Raw genomic sequence first — 21,196 nt, forward strand, 5'->3', positions numbered from 1 at the left:
GGGAGGGTTAACATGAGAGATAGTGAGAGGCTGGCCTACTTTTTAGAGCATTTATGGTCTAAAGGCTTTAAGCTAACAGACGATGAAGTAAACTTTATCTATTTTGGTCATAAATACACGGATTCCTCTGTAGAACATGTCCAGTTAGCCATCCGCTTTACTTTACAGCTGCAATTAACCTTTGACCGAAGCTTCTATATCAGTTTATTGGAACTGTTTAATCAGCATCAAGTGGCACATGAAGATCAAGCCATTGCCTTACTGCAGCAAAATGGCTTGATTACTTCATGATCCCTGTTGATTTAATGCCTTCCGCGCCAAAAGATCCGCTCGTTTATTCTGTTTTTCAGGAATCCATTTTACAAATACATAAGAAAAGCTGGCGGCAATATGATTGATTTGCTCTAGATAAGATTGAAAAGGTTTATTCTTGGCATAATTCTTTTCATATGCATCGGCAACCACCTTGGAGTCGGTGCGGCAAGAAATAATCTCATCAGGAAAGTGCTCCTGACATAGCTGCAACCCCTTAATCAATGCAATAAATTCCGCCTCGTGGTTGGTTTGTTCACCAATAAAAACATACTCCTCCCATTGACGGTTCCCTTGTTTCATATAAATACCAATACCACTTGGACCGGGATTGCCCCTGGTGGCAGCGTCTGTATAAACCTCTATCATATACTATTTCTCCCTTGTTTCTATTCGTGTTTCGCATGACGTCCAGCTTGCATGGTGTTTGGAAGGATTCAACTTGTATATTAAAGTACCATATTGCTTTTATTCCTGCAAATGATCGTGTTTTATTATAGCGCTTACAAAAACAAACCTATTTTCCGAATTTCCAAAGAGAAGTTTTGTTACGATAGACAAACAGTGGGGGAGTCCATATTTGTAAATTAATATACAAATATCGGTAAGGGGGGTTGTTTTTATACTAATATATGTTACTATGAACTTACTAAATTCTCATTGGTTCCTTATCCTACTATTTTTGGAAAGGAGAGTGAGATTATAAAAGAGAAAAAACTTAACATGACCGCTACTACATTGTCCATTATTTATTCTATCGTTCTGTATTATTTTTTAACAAAAGCACCTCCAGGAGAAGCTCCAGATCATCCACTGTGGGTATTCTCTTTAATGCCCGCCGGAGTTGTAGTAATTTTGTTCTTTTTTAAATATATTATTAAAAAAGACTTTCTGCGAGATTTCTTTGATAAGAACGAATGAGACTCAACTTGTTCAAAAAGAAGACTTTTATATCACCAAAGACGAAAATGGGAATGATGCCTATAAAGTTACTCAGATTAATGAAAATAAAGTGAAGTATGAAAATTTACAGACTGGTGAGGTGAATTTTGCTGAGAAAGAAACGGAAGAGTACGTAGAATCTGAACGTGAGTTATTAGAAATGGACAAGCTGATTAGTAAATCTGCTTCAGAGGATGCTTTTGATTTGGGAGCGGTTTCACCTAGTGCTTCAAGTGGATTCACTTATGATAGAACGGTTAATAACTCTACAAGCCTTACTGTAGAATCTATTGCATTGGTTGCTGGTATTTTAGCTTCTTTTATAGGTTTAACAACAGGTATTGTGACAGCAATTGCTGGTTTTTATGTAAGTCAGTCTATTCCCAAAGCCTGGTGGAAAGAACGGTACTATGGTAAAAGTGAAACGGATGGTCATAGAGTAGTGTTTACAGAGAAAATTCAATATGTATATTACAAATATCATGATTATACGAATTATATTAATACGGTTACAACGTATTAGGACATAACTAATTTAGGTGGCAGGGGACCGATAAGAAGTACTCCTTAAGTGAATAATTACCCCAAAACCAACCAAGAAAAAGGCGATGCATCCGCACCGCCTTTTTATATGATCTATTATTTTTTTTCAACATTAGCAGCTTGTGGACCGCGTTCGCCTTCAATGATTTCAAATGATACTTCCTGACCTTCTTCTAGCGTTTTGAAACCTTCTTCTTGGATGGCGGAATAGTGTACAAATACATCATTTCCTTCTTCCAATTGAATAAAGCCGTAGCCTTTTTCTGCGTTGAACCATTTTACTGTACCGTTTTCCATGTTACGTTCCTCCTAAAAGCTTTCACGCAAATAACGTGGTAATACAAACAAGATGGTGGATAATGAAAAAGGTAGCAACTACAGAAGTATAGGATCATCATTCCCTTTACTCCTTGTAGAAGCTACCTGATCATAATGAACCCAAACATCTTCTTTGCTTGTAAACACTATAGCTTATTTTTCCAATGACGTCAAGGGGGGAATCGACAAAAAATCCTTTATTTATAAGGGAGTAACCACTTACATTTGTCTTTGAATAGTTGGAATAAACAGATGTTCCTGTTGTTCAATTTCTGACATTCTTCTTTCCTATCTAATGAAAGTTTTCTCACCTATCTATATAATCTGGTATGTGCTCTTGATCCATTTACGCAGCAGAACTGAAAGGCGTGTGAATGGTTATTCACACGAATGGATCAAACTAGTTATTATCAGGAAATAATGCGAGCAAAGACTTGTTTGTCACACGTTTTGTTACATTTATAAGTTCAATTTATATAGAGTTGTTTCATAGGAGAAAGTGAAAGTAATATCCCTGAGTAGAAAAAATTTCACAAAACACTTGAAAACGATTACAGAATCGTTTATAATCAGTTCAAACGTTTCAATGAATATTTTTTGTTTTAGATGGGAGAAGTGGAAAGCCTGTGACTACGCTAAAAGATGTGGCGAGAGAGGCGAATGTCAGTGTATCAACGGTATCTTATGCTATTAATGGAAGTAACTTAATTTCCAAAGGTACAAGAGATAAAGTATTGCAGGTGGCAAATGAATTAGGTTATCACCCTAATGGAAACGCCAAGAATTTAAAAAAGAATAAAAGTGACATTATTGGTTTATTTCTCAGCGGTTTCAAGGGTCCTTTTTTTAATGAAATGCTGGAAGGGATTCAGAACGAGGTAGAGAGGAATGGCTATGAGATGGTGGTTTGTGCCTCGTCAGATATGCATCGATTGTTGAAAGAGCGTTACGTTGGCGGAGCGATTATTTTGAATTATCATATTCCCGATGATTTGTTGCAGGTATTGGCTACCGAGAAATATCCATTTGTAGTGCTTGATCGTGAAATTGATCATCCTCACATTGAACAAATACTGCTGCCAAATAAAAAAGGAATCAATCATGCCATTGATCATTTAGTAGAGAATGGTCACCAGCGTATTGGATTTATTGCAGGATCAAAGGAATCGTTCGATGGTGAAAAGCGTTTAGAGGGTTTTGGAGAAGCACTGCAAAGACATCAACTACCATTCGACAGGCAGGATATCATAAGGGCAGATTTCACCGAAGTAAGTGGATTGTTAAGCATGAAGGCCTATTTGAAAGATCGAAAAGATTACCCAACTGCCTTTGTATCTGCGAACGATGAGATGGCCATGGGTGCGATTAAAGCGCTGCAGCAAGAAGGTTTTAAGGTGCCAGAGGATATTGCCATGGTTGGCTTTGATGATATTGAATTGGCAAAGCATTTTCAGCCAGCGTTATCCACCATACGTGTCCAACAGAAGGAATGGGGGGAGATATCGGCTAGAACATTGTTTCAAATGATCAATAAAGAAGAGAGGCAACAGCCAACAACGATTCCCATTGAACTTGTTGTGCGCCAAAGTACCTGATTGTATTTGTATCACCCTTAATATATTGATAGCTTGGCTTTTAAGGGTGATATGATGTGCCGATTGTGAAAGCGGATTCATAAAATAGTGAAATAGAGATGAGCCCATCATCCTTTTTATTTGGCAATTCATTGAAACGTTTCAATTCAAAACAAAATGCTTGGTTTAAAAATTCAAAATAAGGAGTGTTAGGTGATGAAAAAGCTAGTTTCCGTTTTATTGTTTGGACTGTTAATCATGATTCTTATCGCTTGTAGTAATGATGAGGAAGCCAGTGACGCAGGTGAAGGCGAAGATTCCAGTGAAAATGGGGATCAAGTTGTATTGAAAATGGCAAGCTGGTCCTTCGGTACGGAGGGAGATCAAAACATTAACCGCTTAATGCTAGAAGCCTTTATGGAAGAACACCCTAATATTAAAGTAGAAATTGATGAATCATTTGGTGATCCTTGGCAGGAATCACTAGCGGCTGCAGCAAGTGCAAATGCCATGCCAGATGTATTTTCCATTACCAATATACCGACTGGAATAGCCAATGATTGGATGATGGATGTAAAGCCGTATCTGGAAGAAGATGAAGAGTTTGAAACATTGCCGGACTCTGTGATAGAAACCATTACCATGAATGACCAAATTTATGCCATTCCAGCTTCTCAGCATCTGCTCGGCTACTATGTGAATAAAGAACTATTTGAAAACGCTAATCTGAATGTCCCAGAGCTCGGTATGGATTTAGATAGTTTTAATGAGGCCGTTCGAAATGTAACGAATGTGAACCAAGGGGTTATTGGCTTAAATGAGACATTTTCGATCATTGATTGGTACCCAGCAGCAGCAAATGAGGATTTAGGATGGTATACCTATAACGAAGATGGATTCCATTTGGATAGTAATGAATTTATCGCTGGTCTTGACTTCGCACAGTCACTGAACAGTAATGGTTATGTGTATCAATCTCTAACAGATGATCAAAAGACGAATTTCAACGGAGAGGATGCCAATGAGGTTTGGTTTAACCAAGGTATCGGCATTAGATGGGATGGTACTTGGGCAATTAGTGGTTTAACAGAAAATGCTGATTTTGACTGGGATTTTATTGGGATTCCAGGTGAAAGAGACTTACTCACGCACGATTATTATGGTATGTCCAGTTCCACGGAACATCCGGAAGAAGCTTATTTATTGGCAAAATGGATGGGATTCGGTAAAGATGGCTATTTAAAACGCTTAGAGATTGCAGAAGAAGTGGATGGTGTAACGATTGATCGCTTACCATTAACGACCGACCAGGAAGTGCTCGATTCCTTCTTTGATGGCTTGGACGTACCTGGGTTAGAACAAGCCTTTGAGAATATCGATGACGCCGTAGTAGAACCATTTAAAACAACACCAGGTTATGGCCAGGCTCGTTGGGAGGCATCTACTGGTGTGGAAATAGGCGATGAGGCAAATGCTTCTATTGGTACGTTGATCGACAATGCCGTAACTGGAGAAATTAATTATGAGAATTATGCACAGCAGGTGAATGAATTAGCTAACGAAAAATATCAAGAAGCCCTTGAAGCATTAGAAAATTAAGTTATTGGGTAAAGTTGAGGAGGTAACAACATGAAATGTAAGTTAGTGGTTGTATCGATAATAATGTTTCTGGTTCTTCCTGTTCTATCTGTGCAAGCAGAGGAGGCCAATGAAGCACAAATAGAAGAACCACATTATTATAATAAACTCAACGAATGGCAAGAAGCAGGATTGGATCGGATTGCTCCTTATGAGCAATCCATCCCTCCGTCTGCTTTTATCGATGGCGGAGAAAATATATTGCCTGCTGAAGAAAGTAATGAATACGGGGATAGCGTATTCTATTGGCATAATCAGAATGCTGCAACGTTAGAAGTAGAAGTAGAGGAAGCAGGATTATATGAGCTTTCGATCGATTATTCACCTCAAGGAGATTCGATTATCCCAGTAGAGGGTGCCATCCAGGTTAATGGTGAATACCAATACGAAGAAAGCAGACGGATCGTGTTTCCAACCTTTTGGCAAAACCAAACGGATCAGTTTGAAACGGATCGTTCCGGAAACGAGATGATTCCTGAGCAGGTAAAGGTACCAGATTGGAAGCAGATGAAGATAGAAGACTCACAATATTTATACAAGGGTCCTCTGCGCTTTCATTTGGAAGAAGGGGAAAATACGATCACCTTAAATAACTTACGCGGGGAAATGCTGATTGGAAACGTAGAAATAAGCTCTTTCCAATTAGATAGAACGTATGAAGAATATCGTGAAATGCATCAAGAAGCTACTATACAAGAAGAGATGATCATACATGAATCAGAGCAACTGCTGGAGAAGAATAATTCCTATATACGCCCAGTTTCTACTTCAGATCCATCTGTTCATCCTTACGATAATGATATGCTTCACCTGAATACATTAGGTGGCGAGTCATGGGATACACCAGGTCAAGCAGTCAGCTGGGATATAGAGGTGGAGAACGCTGGGTTATATCAGCTCTCTTTCAAGGCCTTACAAGAAAAGGAATCCAGTTCTCCTGTTTACCGAACGTTATTAATCAATGATGAAGTACCTTTTGAAGAGATGGAAGCTTACTCGTTTCCATACAGCAAAAGCTGGTATCAAGAAACCTTAAGCAACCCAGACGGAGAACCGTACTTGTTTTATTTAGAAGAGGGGACAAACAAGATTACTCTACAGGCAAATGCATACCCTCATGCACAAGCACTTTTTACCATAGACGAAGTGATGCAAGAAATCGAAGAACTCTCGCTATCTATTCGTAAGCTGACTGGCAACCAGGAAGGAGAAAGAGATTGGGAGATTGATGAGTACTTACCTGGTATTGATGAGGAATTAATGGCATGGACGGAGCGTCTAGAAGAAGAGATGGAACACTTGCACTCCTTAAATGGAGGGGAGGAAACAACGGAAATCTCTTCATTAAAAATAGCCATTGATAAATTAACGACGCTTGCCAATAAACCAGATGAAATACCTAATCGACTAACGGAACTATCGACAGGATCGAACTCGGTGGCACAATTTTTAGGTGATATTCGATCAGAACTACAAAGTCAACCATTACTTCTCGATCAGATGTATGTACATGGTGAAGAAGAGTTACCTGCTGTAGAAGCAAGTTGGTGGGTGAAGGTACAGGATGCTGTATATAGCTTTTTCCGCTCTTTTACAGAAGAAAATTTAGCAACCTCTGATGTAGCAGATGATACCTTAGAGGTGTGGGTAAACCGACCGCGCCAATATGTGGAAGTGTTACAAAATATGGCTGATCAAAACTTTACTCCAGAGACAGGAATCGAAGTGAAGTTCTCGTTAATGCCGGATGAACAAAAATTGGTGTTAGCAAGTGCTGCTGATACACAGCCCGATTTGGCTATTGGTGTTAGTAATTGGATCCCTTATGAACTAGCTATTCGTGGATCTGCTGTAGACTTACGCCAATTTGATGATTTTGCTTCGGTTGGTAAACAGTTTTCACCTGGTGCGTTTTTACCAATGATTGTTGAGGACAGTGTATATGCCTTACCGGAAACACAAGATTTCTTCGTTCAATTTTATCGGAAAGATATTATGGATGAATTGAATTTACCTATCCCTAATACGTGGGATGATGTAACAGAAATTCTGCCAGAATTACAAAGGTATGGCTTGAATTATTATACACCGTTAGCTGAGGAATCCGCCTTCAAGGCATTTCAAACGACATCTCCGTTTATTTATCAGTTTGGAGGCGATATTTTTCAAGAGAACGGTTTTGGATCAACGATTGATGAGGATAATGCCTTGGAAGGGATTCAGTTTATGTCTGATTTAAGTACTATTTATAGTATGCCATTACAAGTGCCAAGATTTTATAACCATTTTCGCTATGCTACGCTGCCCATTGGTATTGCTCCATTTGGAACGTATGTCGAACTGACAACCGCAGCGCCTGAAATCTCTGGGTGGTGGGATATTACTCCACATCCCGGCATTGAAAATGAAGAGGGCGAAGTAGAACGTTGGGCGGCAGGATCAGGTCAAGCTGGCATGATTTTTAATGGAAGTGATCAAACAGAGGAAGCTTGGGAGTTACTGAAATGGTGGATGTCTACAGAAACACAGGTGGAATATGGATCTACCTTGCAAACCTTATATGGACCAGAATATATGTGGAATACGGCCAATTTGGAAGCATTTAAGGAATCTCCATTGCCCGAAGAGCACAAAGATGTCATTTTGGAACAATGGGAGTATTTACATGAGGTACCGAAAACACCATATGCATACATGGTCGAACGGGAGATCAGCAATGCATGGAACCGATCGGTATTTGATGGAGACAACGTAAGGGCTTCCGTCGATGACAGTGTGATTTTAATCAATCGAGAAATGCGGAGGAAAATGGAAGAGTTTGGCTATATGCAAAATGGAAAAGAGGTTGAGCCATATCCAGTACCAACTATTGAGAAAGTAGAAAGGTGGCTGGAAGAAGATGAAGAATAATCAGGTGAGTACGACGATTTTTTTGGCGCCTTATGTCATTTTGTTTACTACCTTTATTATTATACCGGTGACGATAGCGATTGGGTTATCCTTTACCTATTTCAATGCGATTGAGAGTCCCAGCTTTATTGGGTTAGACAACTATGTCAATATTCTGACGCAAGATAATACTTTCATGCAGTTTGTTTTGCCTAACACACTCATTTTTGCATTGATTGTCGGACCTGGTGGATATATTATGGCGTTTTTGCTGGCATGGATGCTGGCGCAGGTTTCCAAGGTACCACGAACGATTTTAGCGCTTATCTTATATTCTCCATCGATGACAGCAGGGATTGCGATGGCAGTAGTATGGAAGATTATTTTTAGTGGAGATGAAGCAGGTTATTTAAATAGTCTTTTAATTTCGATGGGATTTATTAATCAGCCGATACAATTCCTCCAATCCCCGGAGTATTTAATGGTTATTATGATCGTAGTCACTCTTTGGGGCAGTATGGGTGTAGGGTTTCTTGCGATGTTATCAGGGGTTTTAAACATTGATCAAGAGATTTATGAAGCAGCCTATATCGATGGGATTAAGAACCGCTTTCAAGAGATTATCTACATCACGATTCCATCAATGAAGCCACAGATGCTGTTTGGTGCCGTAATGGCAGTTGTTACCACGTTTCAAGCAGGTGCGATTGGTGTGGAGTTATCTGGTCAAAACCCGACCCCGCAATATGCTGGACAGTTAATTGTGAATCACTTAGAAGACTTTGGTTTCATTCGATATGAAATGGGTTATGCGGCGGCATTATCCGTTTTACTACTATTGTTTATATATGGATTTTCGAAGATTGCGATGAAATTATTTGGCGAAAAGGACTAAAAGATAGGAGGAGAAGAAGTATGGCATCATTTCATGGGTCAAAAATTAATCCAGATCGTTTTCACCGAAGTCAGTTAAAATTCTATGCCATTTTGATACCGATTAGTATCTTGATGTTGTTACCCATTGTATATATATTCTCGCATGCCTTAAAGCCGATTGATGAATTATTTGCTTATCCACCTAGGTTCTTTGTCCAAAAGCCAACCTTTCAGAACTTTCAGGATCTAGTCAATAATTCAAATGAAACGGGCGTACCCATGTCACGATACTTGTTTAATAGTATTACGGTTACGGCTATTGTGGTATTTTTTACCGTGATCATCAGTACAATGGCTGGGTTTGCGTTATCGAAGAAACATTTTAAAGGGAAGAAAACGTTGTTTGAGATTAACACATTGGCATTAATGTTTGTTCCTGCCGCAGTAACGATTCCACGTTACCTGTTGATGGATGAAATTAGTCTATTAGATACGTTTGTTGCTCATATTTTCCCTTTATTAGCAATGCCAGTAGGACTATTTTTGGTCAAACAGTTTATTGATCAAATTCCCGATGAATTAATCGAAGCGGCTAAAATTGACGGGGCCAATGACTTTCAAATTTTCAGGAAAATTATTGTACCACTTGTCAAGCCTGCCATAGCTACGATAGCTATTCTATCATTCCAAGCCGTTTGGAATAATGCGGAAACGTCGACTTTATTTGTAGATGATGAGAATTTAAAGACGTTTGCCTTCTATATGTCTACCTTAGCAGTGGACACGGGAGGAAATACGGTTGCTGGTCAAGGGATGGCAGCGGCTGCCGCGTTAATCATGTTTATACCAAACCTGCTTATTTTTATTTTTATGCAGAGTAAAGTCATGAACACGATGGCTCATTCAGGGATTAAGTAAGGAGGAACGGGGATGAAAAAAAATGTAACCATTTTACTTTCGATTGTTTGGTTTTTACTCATGTTTCCCGTTTATTCCTCTGCTTCCGTTTCTGTGCCCTATAAAACAGAAACACTGACAGCTGATGGGAACATTATTGAGACGCAGACGGCCTATGTACCGATTGGTTTATTTGCCAAAGGAGCGGAAATCATTAATCCTGAAGATATTTACATTAGTGCAGAGGATGAAGTGATTGTTGCTGATTCTGGTACACAAACGGTTAAGAAGTTTGATGTAGAAGGTAACTTGATTCAGGAATACGGCAGCGAAACATTACAACAACCAATGGGTGTGACCGCTGACCAAAACAATAACGTTTATGTAGCCGATTATGGACAGGAAATTGTCTTTAAGTTTAGTGAATCAGGTGAACTGCTGCAAGAATATGCCCGGCCTGAATCCCCGTTATTTGGACGGTCTGCTCCATACAAACCACAAAAGGTATCCATTGATCAACGGGGAAATATCTATATTATTGGTGAAAGTGCCACTAACGGCATTATTCAACTAAGTCAGGATGGAAGTTTTCTTGGGTATTACGGTGCAAATACGCTGGAGCCGACCTTCAGTGGAGCACTAGAAAGCTTTATTACCACACAAAGACAGCGAGCAAATTTATTTTTACGTGAACCTCCTGCAGCACAAAATATAGCGATCGATGATCAAGGGCTAACCTATACGATAACGTCAGGAACGGCTTGGGAAGCGATTCGCAAATTAAATATTGCAGGAGATAACATCCTGCCTCCAGACATCACAGAGGAGACGAATCTGCTCGATGTTGCGGTTGGTGGCATTGGAAATATTTACGCTGTTGGTAATGACGGGGTGATCTATGAATTTGACAGCTCCGGTAACTTTCTCTTTTCGTTTGGTGGCAGTACAGAGGAAACCAATCGTTTAGGCTTAATGGTGCAGCCGACTAGTATTGAAGTGGATAGTGTGGGTCGCGTCTATGTTACTGATCAAGAGTTGGGTGTTATTCAAGTTTATGAACCTACGGAATTTACGACAATTCTTCATCAAGGCTTATCCTTGTTTGAAGATGGCTACTATGTTGAAAGTGAAACATATTGGGATGAGATTCTAAGCCTAAATTCCTCCTTTGGGTTAGCCCATTCTGCCAAGGGGGAGGCTTTATATAAACAGCAATCATTTGATGAAGCATTAACGGAATTCACCTTAGCCAATGATAAAGATGGATATTCTACGGCTTTTTGGGAGGTTCGTTATCAATGGATGGAGGATAACTTAGCGACGGTATTTATCGTATTATTCACGTTACTTGTTTTGCGATTTGTGATCCGCATATTAGATAAGAAACGTAACCTATTACAACCGTTACGACGACTCCGTTCCAAATGGCAACAACGATTTAATTTGCTGAATGAAGTGCTTTATGTGAAAAATTTTATCAGGAAGCCGCTTGATAGTCTGTATTACTTGAAAGAGTATGAGAAAGTATCGATTTTATCGGCTTCGATTCTGTATATGGTGTTACTTGTCGAATACATTCTGATGATTTATTGGACTGGGTTTTTGTTCAGTGATCAAGCCCTGGAAGAAATAAATATTTTCTTTGAAATGGGTAAAATCGTGCTTCCATTGATCTTGTTTATTGTGATCAATTACTTAGTTAGTACGATTACAGAAGGAGAAGGCAGGTTTAGGGATGTATACAATGGTACGATCTATTCCTTAGCGCCGTTTCTATTATTTGTTATTCCGATCACACTGGTCTCCAATGTGCTCACTTATAATGAAGCCTTTATTTATACACTTTCTTTTCAGGTTATCATAGCGTGGTGTGTCATCCTATTGTTTATGACCATAAAAGAAATTCACGATTATTCATTCTGGGGAACAGTGCGAAATATATTGCTTACATTGTTTGGTATGTTTTTAACGGTGTTAATTTTCTTTGTGTTGTATGTATTGTTTGATCAAGTTTATGACTTTGTACGTTCGATTATACAGGAGGTGATTCTACGTGTTTAAGAAATGGAAATGGTTGATGCTTGTCATGGTCCTTGTCTTCCCCGTTCAATTGCTTGTGCATGGAACCACCGAAGATGCTGCAACAGAAGAAGTAGAAGAGATCGAAGAACAGCGATCGAATGATATGCTGCGGTACCAATCGAATCAATACACCCAGCCAGAACAAGAAGATGGGGCATTAGAGGAAAATCGGTTACTGGAAGGATATGAACTGGTGACGGAGAATGATCAGCTAGCCTTATATGTAGAAGAAGCCTCCCTTGCTCTGCAAATCGAAAATAAACAAACGGGTCATATTTGGAACTCGGGTGTGGATCGTACGCAAGAGTACAATCTAAATGATACATGGTTGAGTATGGCACACTCTGCGCTAACTATCAGTTACATGGATGAGGGAGGCGATGAATCCAGTGAAAGTATTTTATCTAATGATTCAAACGTTGAGCTTGAGCTAGTGGAAGATGGGTTCAATGCAAGAGTAGACATGGAAGAAGCGGATATCGGTATTGCGTTAGAAGTCCGTTTAACCGAAGATTCTCTGGAATTTCGGGTACCACAAGAAGCGATCGAAGAGGGCGACAATCTATTAACAAAAATGAGAGTCTACCCATTTCTTGGTGCGGAGGAAGGAACGGCTAATGAGAGCGGCTACCTCTTTATTCCAGATGGAAGTGGCGCACTAATGCGTTTTTCGGAACAACAATTAGCTTCATCTGCTCCTTATCAAGCGGCGATATACGGTGAAGATGTAGGGTTTACTAGAACAGTGACGAGTGAGGAAGAGAGCCGTACTAGAGAAGCCCAGCAAATTACCGTCCCTGTTTATGGCGTAACCCATGCTGCTAATCAGGATGCCTATGTCGGGGTGATTGAAGAAGGGCAGAGCTTTGCAGAGATATTGGCATATCCTTCGGGGGTGTCGACTGATTTTCATTGGATTACGGCGGAATATAACTATCGTTATCAATATTATCAACCGACTAGTCAAAGTATGAATGGTTATAACGTATTTCAGCAAGAAATGAATGGGTTTGATATTCAAGAAAAAATAACATTTTTAAGTAACGATGAGGCGAATTATACCGGCATGGCCAAGTCTTACAAAAATGATTTGCAAGAACAAGAACGTTTGCCAGAAGTAGAAGATACCGTTGATGTACGTCTAGAGTTTTTGGGTGGTGAAGTGAAAAGCGGTTTGATTTGGGATTCTGTCCAAGTGATGACCAGCATAAACGAATTGCCACAAATGGTCAATCGCTTGCAGCAACAAGACGTGACAGATATGCATCTTGTATACCGTGGATGGTCGGAAGGTGGATTGACGGGCGCACTGCCTCAAAAATTCCCGCTGGAAGATAAGCTAGGCAGCTCTTCTGATTTCGAAGAGATGAATCAACAAATGGAGGAACAAGGTATCCCACTTTATTATTATACGGATTATACGAAGGCTTATGAAGGGGCAGGGGATTTTTCGGGGAGCACGGACATTGCTCGTAAAATCAATGCCGAACCTATCTTTGGCAATCAGCAAAGAGAATATTACTATTTAAATCCGGTAAAAACAGAGGAAATGATGGCAGCGGACCGTGAACAATATCAAGACCATCAAATGCATCAGTTAGCCATTGACACAACTGGGAACACCTTATTCTCAGATTTTAATTCTAACACGATCCGTTCCGCGTCTATTCCGCTGTATCAAGACATCTTCTCGCAATTAAAGGATACGATGGAATCGATCGCTTTGTACACACCGAATGATTATATGTTTCCTGTCATGGATCGTTATTTAGATGTTCCGATGTATTCATCTAACTATCAATTTGTAACGGATACCGTGCCATTCTTACAGATTGTGTTAAAGGGAGATGTCCCTTATTATGCATCTTTTGCTAACTTTCAATATAATCCAGAGGATGAGTTATTAAGAATGATCGAATACGGTGCTTATCCATCCTTTTATTTAACGTCAGAGCCGTCTCATGAATTAATGCACACACCTTCTAGTGATCTGTATACATCCCAATTTTCCGATTGGGAGGAGAAGATAGTCAACCAGTATAACACGATGAAGCAATCACTAGAGCCGGTGGCAGGAGAAGCCATTAACAAACATATCGTTCACGAAACAGGTGTTGTTGAGGTGCAGTATACCAATGGCATATCGATCTATGTGAATTATACGAATCAAGCAAAAGACATTCGTGGTGTGACGGTAGAAGCGAAAGGTTATCAAGTGGTAGAAGGAGGCGATCCTTCGTGAAACAGCTATCCTTAAAAAACAAAAAAAGTCTAATTGGTTATACTTTTATTCTGCCGTGGATTGTGGGGTTTTTGGTTTTCACAGCTTTTCCGTTTATTTATTCGTTGTTTTTAAGTTTCCAGCAAGTAAAGATTACACCAAGTGGGATTGTCACCACAAATATCCAATGGGAGAATTATGCATCTGCCCTTAGCGCAGATCTAGAATTCACCCAAATTTTGTTACGATTTTTACGAGAATTAGTGATCTCGACACCGATTATTATCGTATTTGCCTTGATTATTGCCTTACTGTTAAATCAGCCGATTCGGTTTCGAACGTTTTTCCGAATGGTGTTCTTCTTACCTGTTATTATTGCCAGTGGCCCCGTTATTACGGATTTGATGGATCAGGAGGTTACATCGATTCCTGCGATAGAAGATTATGCGATCTTTGCTGCGGTATTGACGAATACAGAGGGTACACTGCAAACGATTTTGACTTATTTAATGGATAACCTGGTGATCATCTTATGGTATTCAGGGGTGCAGATACTCATCTTTTTGGCAGCACTACAAAAGATGGATCGACAAGTATATGAGGCTGCCAAAATTGATGGGGCCTCCAACTGGGAATGTTTTTGGATGGTGACATTGCCATCTCTATTCCCGATGATTCTAGTGAACTTAATTTATACGATTGTCACCTATTCCATCTTTGCACTTAATCCGGTAGTAGAACATATTCAAAATCATATGTTCGAGGTATCAACCGGCTTTGGTTATGCATCGGCACTTTCTTGGATTTATTTTGTCGTAATTACGATTGTCCTTGCTGTTGGAGCAGGAATTCTCATGATACAAGGAAGGAAAAATTATCGCTAAAAGGAGGGATTGGATGTCCCTAGCAAAACGAAATAAACAAGACAAGCGGCAAACGTATTATTCATTAGGGAAAGTCCGGAGTTTTTTCTTAGGTGCGCAAGGTAATCATGGTTTTTTGTTGAAGCTATCTGTCTATTTACTGTTAATCGGTATCGGATTTGTTTATTTGTATCCGCTCATCTATATGGGTTCCTATAGCTTGAAGTCATTGGAAGATTTATTAAATCCATTGATCAGCTGGATACCAACAGCCTTTTATTTCGATAATTACCTTACCGCTTTTCAAGTGTTAGATTTTTGGCCGACGTTGGCTCAAACATTATATGTAACGGTGATTCCTGCTGTGGCACAGACCGTTATTGCTGCGATCATTGGCTATGGTTTTGCCAGATTTGATTTTCCTTTTAAACGAATCTTCTTTGTGATTGTGTTGATTACGTTTATTATTCCACCGCAAGTATTGATGATACCAAGATATGTGTTCTTCAATGAATTAGATTTAATCGGCAGTATTTTTTCCTTTTTGTTACCGGCAGCTTTTGGGCAAGGGCTAAACAGCACCATTTTTATCCTGATTTTCTATCAATTTTTTCGTATGATGCCTCAAGCGTTGGAAGAGGCAGCTCATCTGGATGGGGCAGGGAATTTTCGGGTGTTTTTGACCATTGCTATTCCTATGGCTGTGCCGGCAATTATCATTTCCTTTCTCTTTTCTTTTGTATGGTATTGGAATGAGACGGCTTTGGCCAGTTTATACTTTGGTAACAGTTTAACGACATTGCCGGTTGAACTAGAGAAATTTAGTGATACCTTTAATGAAATGAGCAGCACGGAAACGAGTTCCAATGATATCAATGAAGGGATTAGTATGGCGGGAACGATGCTATCGATTTTACCACTATTAGTCGTCTACATCTTTACACAAAAATGGTTTATTGAAGGGGTGGATAGGTCTGGTATCACTGGTGAATAGAGGAATATCGTTTATTCCTCTCGCCACCCTTTGAAACGTTTAAACTTGCAGAATAATTTAGGAGGGATTATATGATTCAAACGGAATCTAGTATGGTGCATGTTGCAGTAAATCAACTTAATTTTTCTTTTTTAAACAGTGGAGATATTTACGAAATAACCAATCAATCGGTGCTACTTAATCAGTTGCGAGGAAATCCCATTGATGGATCTTTAAATCAGCTTTATTTACGCATTCATAAAGAAGACTCGATGACGTTCTATCCCTTATTAGGAATAGAGGCGAATCCGTCGGTTAGTTATGGAACAAATCTGGTTCGCTGGACAGGAAGTGTCGAAGGAATTACCTATCAGGTAAGCTTTATACTGACAGACGAAAATATCTGGTTTTGGGATGTCAAGCTGAATGGGAATGGACAAGAAGTTGATCTAATTTATGGGCAGGATGTCGGTTTGGCGGATAAGGGTGCCGTTCTCAATAATGAGGCCTATGTTTCCCAATATATTGATCATCACATTTTTGAAGAGGAAGAGAGCGGTTATGTTGTCTGTTCTCGCCAAAATCAAACCCAATCGACTGGTCATCCTTATTTACAGCAAGGAAGTCTTACCAAAACGGTGGGCTTTTCAACAGACGGCTTTCAATTTTTTGGTAAACGTTATAAGGAAACCAATCAGCCGGAAGCACTCTCACAAGCAAATCTAGCTAATGATGTATATCAATATGAATTTGCTTATGTCGCTTTGCAATCAGAAAAAGTCCGATTACAAGAAGAAGCACAATTTGTTTTTTATGGTTTATTTGAAGAAGACCATCCAGAGGCCGTTATGAAATTAGCGTTTCAAAACCGTATCTGGGAAGTATGGAATAAGTATGCAAAAGAAGATCTATCTACTTCCCATCAGTTGCCAGCTGTTAGCAAACAAGCGGATATCGGTGCACCTGTTCAGACGATACCGATGACAACGCAAGAGATCGAACAACGCTTTCCCAAACGTCATCAAGAGGAGCGGGAAGATGCTCAATTGCTATCTTTTTTTACCGATACGTATGAACATGTCGTCCTAAAAGAAAAAGAATTACTGGTTGAACGGCCGCATGGTCACATGATAATGTCTGGAAATAATCATCGCATCAAAGAGGATACCATGTGTACTACTTCTTGGATGTATGGCATCTTTAATGCCCAATTAGTGATTGGTAATTCTAGTTTTAATAAATTATTATCGAATGCAAGAAATCCATTAAACATCCAGAAAATATCTGGCCAAAGGATTTATGTAGAGTTGGACGGGGAATTTTGCTTATTGACGCTGCCATCCCTATTCGAAATGGGCTTTAACTATGCGCGTTGGTTTTATAAAACAAAAGAGGAAATGTTTATCATCACTAACTACACCAGCGTTGATCATGCAGAAGTGGTATTAACCATGGAAACTCAAAGTGGAAGAAATTACCGTTATCTAGTCACCAATCAATTGGTTATGCACGCCAATGAAGGAGAAGTTCCTTATCAGGTCAAACAAGAAGAAAACATCGTGACGATAACTGCAGATAGGCAAGCAATGAATGCGGAGGTTTACCCGCAATTAAACTATCGTCTTCAATTAAACGGTACAGGATATCAATGGCTGGATTCAACGAGACTGGCTACACATCATTCGTTTCAGCCGGAAACGGTTCAAATCTATCAACTAGAACCAACAAATGCCTGGCAATTAACGATCCAAGGTAGTTTAAAAGGAGAACAGTCATCCGAACGAGCAGCCGATTGGCAAACGGAAACAGAGCGTTATCGTGCGTATTACCAGCAAATCATGAATCAGTTTCAATTAACAACGCAAGCGGGTATGACCGAAGAATTAAATAAAATGAATGCGACTGCCTGGTGGTATACCCATAATATGCTGGTGCATTTTTCTTCTCCACATGGCTTGGAACAGTATAGTGGTGCGGCTTGGGGAACGAGGGATGTATGTCAAGGTCCTTTCGAATACTTTATGGCCACACAGAACTTTGCAACGGTTAGAGAGATTATTAAAACCGTTTACCAGCACCAATTTCACGAGGATGGTAATTGGCCACAGTGGTTTATGTTTGATAACTATTATACGATTCAGGCTGGGGAAAGTCATGGTGATATTATTGTTTGGCCATTAAAGGTTGTTGGGGATTATCTAGCGGCTACGGAGGATTTTGGACTGCTGGAAGAGCGTGTACCTTACACTTGTAGAGATGAAGGCTTCCAACCGACAGATAAACAAGCAACCATCTGGGAACATATGGAGAAGCAGATACAGTATATACAAGATCATTTTTTACATGACACTTTCCTCTCATCCTATGGTGACGGGGACTGGGACGATACACTGCAACCAGCTAATGCCCAATTAAAACAAAATATGGTGAGCAGTTGGACGGTTGCTTTAACCTACCAATCCTTTAGTAAGCTGGCAACTATTCTCCGAGAAGTGTATCCAAAAAGAGCTCAGCAACTAGAAATGTTAGCTCAAGGGGTTGCTGGTGATTTCCGAAAATACATGTTAACGACACAGGTTATACCAGGTTTCCTCTATTTGGAGGAACCAGATCAACCGAAACCAATGCTGCATCCGCAAGATCAAAGCACATCGATTGATTATCGTTTATTACCAATGCAGCGCAGTATGATTAGTGAATTATTCAGCAAAGAAGAGGTAGAAGCCCACTATCAATTAATCAAAACCTATTTGTCATTTCCTGATGGTGTGCGTCTTATGAATCGCCCTGCTTTCTATATGGGAGGGATAAGCAGACACTTTAAACGGGCAGAACAAGCGGCTAATTTTGGCCGGGAGATAGGCTTGCAATATGTTCATGCCCACATTCGCTATGTAGAGGCAATGGCCAAATTAGGTAAAAAAGAAGAAGTGTGGAATGGCCTGCAAGTGATTAATCCGATACAAATTCAAACACAAGTACCTAATGCAGAACGTCGGCAAAGTAACAGCTATTTTAGCAGTTCGGATGGAGCTTTTCACACGCGTTATGAGGCACAAGCCGATTTTGATCAATTAAGGCATGGGGAGAAGAAAGTGAAAGGCGGCTGGCGTATTTATTCTAGCGGTCCAGGGATTTATATCAATCAGCTGATTTCCCATTGTCTCGGTATTCGTATCGAGCACAGGCAGCTTGTCATAGATCCCGTCTTAGAGGAACGATTAAACGGTTTAATTTTTCACTTTGAATTATACGGAAAAAAAATAGCGTTCATCTATCATTTAGGAGCCCAGGAAAACAGAATAGAGATCAATCAGCAAAAGATAGACCATCTGTCAAACGTTCACAATCGCTATCGAGAAGGTGGATTTATTATTCCAGAAGAAACATTGGAAGCCTATTTACAGGAAGAAGAAAATACGATTGCTATTTACCACCGCGTTAAGTGTCCGTAAGTTTTCCTGCTGTAAAAGCGTTAATCGATAAAGAGTATGGAAAACAACGGACTCTAAACATCCTGATAAGTCTCGCTATCGTTCAGGGGCAAAAAGCAGCCCCACAGAACGAAGTCTCGCTTTACCACCGCGTTAAGTGTCCGTAAGTTTTCCTGCTGTAAAAGCGTTAATCGATAAAGAGTATGGAAAACAACGGACTCTAAACATCCTGATAAGTCTTGCTTTATTTACCATAGTGGTTACTTACGAATAGAAACATGAAAGGAGCAATGCAATGCTGTTGTTAGTTACAAAACGCTTCATCGTTATGGCTCTGTCACTAGGTATGATGAGTATGCTGATCAGTAGTTGTTCGGTATCGGCCCCAACAGAACAGCAGCAAACGGAAAAAACACTGCCAGATATCCTAGAGCAAGAAAGTGAGCTTAGTTTTACGTTTTTTTGGGAAGAAGTAAATAACAACAAACAAAGCAAGGGCTATGGTCTGATTAGAGACCGGGCTCCCAGTAATCCAGATTTATCAAGTGTAGCTTCTACTGGTTTTGGTTTAACCGCTATTCCTATTGCGGTAGAAAGGGGTTGGATCAGTAAAGAAGAGGCGATAGATAGGGTGAATGGAACATTGGATACTTTGTTACAGCGGGCAGATCACGTAAATGGTGTGTTTTATCACTTTTTAAATATGGAGGATGCCACCAGAGCAGGCAACAGTGAAGTTTCCATTATTGATACCGCTTTGCTAGTCAGTGGTGCGTTAACGGCGGGTGAGTATTTCGGTGGGGATATAAGTGAAAAAGCAGAAGATATCTATAAGCGAGTGGATTGGGAATGGTATCGTAATCCGAACACCAATCAGTTTTACATGTCTTATTCGCCTGAGGAGGGCTTTTCCGGAGCATGGGATTTTTATGCAGAACAGCTCATTCTTTATGTATTAGGAGCTGGTTCTCCTACGCATCCTACGAATCCAGAGATGTTTTACGACTTTACACGTGAACAAAAGGCATATGGGGATGGGGAACCATTTATTCATTCTTGGTTTGGCTCCATTTTTACGCATCAGTTTTCGCATGCGTGGTTTGATTTTAGGGGGCTCCTGGATCAAGAAGGGGTGGATTGGTTTGCTAATTCGATCGAGGCCTCAAAGGCAAGTCGTTCTTTCTCCATCGATCATGCCGAGCAGTTTCAGACATTTGGTCCAACTGCCTGGGGATTAACAGCCAGTGATGGTCCGGACGGTTACAAAGGAGAGTATGGCTCTAGTCCGTCTGGAGGCGATAATAGTGCTCATTTTACCGATGGAACGATTCCACCTTCTGGAGCGGCAGGCTCGATTGTCTTCACTCCTGAGGCCTCCGTGGAAGCGCTAGAACACTATGCTACGATTTCGGAGCTATGGGGAGAGTATGGGTTTTATGACGCCTATAATCTTGATGTCAACCCGGCATGGTTCGCCTCTGATGTGATTGGTATTAATAAAGGGATCACCTTGTTGATGATCGAAAACTATCGCAGTGCATTGGTTTGGAAATGGTTTATGCAGAATTCGTATGTCCAACAAGGGATGGAGCGCATCGATTTAACGGAAGAATAATAATAGAAAGGAAGTGGGA

15 protein-coding genes are annotated in these 21,196 nt (G+C 40.1%); 13 read left to right on the forward strand and 2 right to left on the reverse strand.

Annotated elements, in window-relative coordinates:
- Positions 1 to 12 precede the first annotated feature (12 nt).
- The gene (locus E0E32_RS12685) at positions 13 to 291 is read left to right on the forward strand and encodes a DUF6123 family protein (RefSeq protein WP_066193274.1); all 279 of its coding nucleotides are present in this window, start codon (positions 13 to 15) and stop codon (positions 289 to 291) included.
- On the opposite strand, the gene E0E32_RS12690 is transcribed toward E0E32_RS12685, so the two are convergent.
- Positions 286 to 681 carry a ribonuclease HI family protein gene (locus tag E0E32_RS12690; protein ID WP_130859881.1) on the reverse strand — a complete coding sequence of 132 codons (396 nt, stop codon included), beginning with the start codon at positions 679 to 681 and terminating at the stop codon, positions 286 to 288. The genes E0E32_RS12685 and E0E32_RS12690 overlap by 6 nt on opposite strands.
- 535 nt (positions 682 to 1,216) lie before the next feature.
- Here E0E32_RS12690 and E0E32_RS12700 point away from each other — a divergent pair.
- A complete protein-coding gene (locus E0E32_RS12700; protein ID WP_130859883.1) occupies positions 1,217 to 1,777 on the forward strand; it encodes a hypothetical protein in 561 nt (186 codons plus the stop codon).
- Positions 1,778 to 1,893: 116 nt separating this feature from the next.
- On the opposite strand, the gene E0E32_RS12705 is transcribed toward E0E32_RS12700, so the two are convergent.
- Positions 1,894 to 2,094: a cold-shock protein gene (locus E0E32_RS12705; protein ID WP_066193285.1), complete on the reverse strand. Its 201-nt coding sequence runs from the start codon at positions 2,092 to 2,094 to the stop codon at positions 1,894 to 1,896.
- Between the two features lie 647 nt (positions 2,095 to 2,741).
- Here E0E32_RS12705 and E0E32_RS12710 point away from each other — a divergent pair.
- From E0E32_RS12710 to E0E32_RS12760, 11 genes are all read left to right on the forward strand, one after another.
- Complete coding sequence (locus E0E32_RS12710; protein ID WP_066193287.1) at positions 2,742 to 3,710, forward strand: LacI family DNA-binding transcriptional regulator; 969 nt, start codon at positions 2,742 to 2,744, stop codon at positions 3,708 to 3,710.
- A gap of 195 nt (positions 3,711 to 3,905) precedes the next feature.
- The gene (locus E0E32_RS12715) at positions 3,906 to 5,288 is read left to right on the forward strand and encodes an ABC transporter substrate-binding protein (protein ID WP_130859884.1); all 1,383 of its coding nucleotides are present in this window, start codon (positions 3,906 to 3,908) and stop codon (positions 5,286 to 5,288) included.
- A 30-nt stretch (positions 5,289 to 5,318) separates the two neighbouring features.
- Positions 5,319 to 8,237: an extracellular solute-binding protein gene (locus E0E32_RS12720; RefSeq protein WP_130859885.1), complete on the forward strand. Its 2,919-nt coding sequence runs from the start codon at positions 5,319 to 5,321 to the stop codon at positions 8,235 to 8,237.
- On the forward strand, positions 8,227 to 9,111 hold the full coding sequence (locus E0E32_RS12725; protein WP_130859886.1) for a carbohydrate ABC transporter permease: 885 nt from the start codon (positions 8,227 to 8,229) through the stop codon (positions 9,109 to 9,111). The genes E0E32_RS12720 and E0E32_RS12725 overlap by 11 nt, the downstream gene beginning before the upstream one ends.
- Positions 9,112 to 9,131: 20 nt before the next feature.
- The gene (locus tag E0E32_RS12730; protein WP_066193292.1) at positions 9,132 to 10,010 is read left to right on the forward strand and encodes a carbohydrate ABC transporter permease; all 879 of its coding nucleotides are present in this window, start codon (positions 9,132 to 9,134) and stop codon (positions 10,008 to 10,010) included.
- A gap of 12 nt (positions 10,011 to 10,022) precedes the next feature.
- On the forward strand, positions 10,023 to 12,050 hold the full coding sequence (locus E0E32_RS12735) for a YIP1 family protein (RefSeq protein ID WP_130859887.1): 2,028 nt from the start codon (positions 10,023 to 10,025) through the stop codon (positions 12,048 to 12,050).
- Positions 12,043 to 14,313, forward strand: coding sequence for a DUF5696 domain-containing protein (locus tag E0E32_RS12740; protein WP_130859888.1), 2,271 nt, complete (start codon positions 12,043 to 12,045; stop codon positions 14,311 to 14,313). The genes E0E32_RS12735 and E0E32_RS12740 overlap by 8 nt, the downstream gene beginning before the upstream one ends.
- Positions 14,310 to 15,176 (forward strand): carbohydrate ABC transporter permease, encoded by an 867-nt coding sequence (locus E0E32_RS12745; RefSeq protein WP_130859889.1) that lies wholly within the window; start codon positions 14,310 to 14,312, stop codon positions 15,174 to 15,176. Before E0E32_RS12740 ends, E0E32_RS12745 begins: the two co-directional genes overlap by 4 nt.
- Positions 15,177 to 15,189: 13 nt before the next feature.
- Entirely contained in the window at positions 15,190 to 16,149 is a 960-nt protein-coding gene (locus E0E32_RS12750) for a carbohydrate ABC transporter permease (protein WP_078060125.1), read from the forward strand.
- Between the two features lie 71 nt (positions 16,150 to 16,220).
- On the forward strand, positions 16,221 to 19,583 hold the full coding sequence (locus E0E32_RS12755) for a GH36-type glycosyl hydrolase domain-containing protein (protein WP_130859890.1): 3,363 nt from the start codon (positions 16,221 to 16,223) through the stop codon (positions 19,581 to 19,583).
- A gap of 274 nt (positions 19,584 to 19,857) precedes the next feature.
- The gene (locus E0E32_RS12760; protein WP_205410332.1) at positions 19,858 to 21,177 is read left to right on the forward strand and encodes a glucoamylase family protein; all 1,320 of its coding nucleotides are present in this window, start codon (positions 19,858 to 19,860) and stop codon (positions 21,175 to 21,177) included.
- Positions 21,178 to 21,196 lie beyond the last annotated feature (19 nt).

The sequence above is a fragment of the Gracilibacillus phocaeensis genome (assembly GCF_900626275.1).
Classification (GTDB): Bacteria; Bacillota; Bacilli; order Bacillales; family Amphibacillaceae; genus Gracilibacillus; species Gracilibacillus timonensis.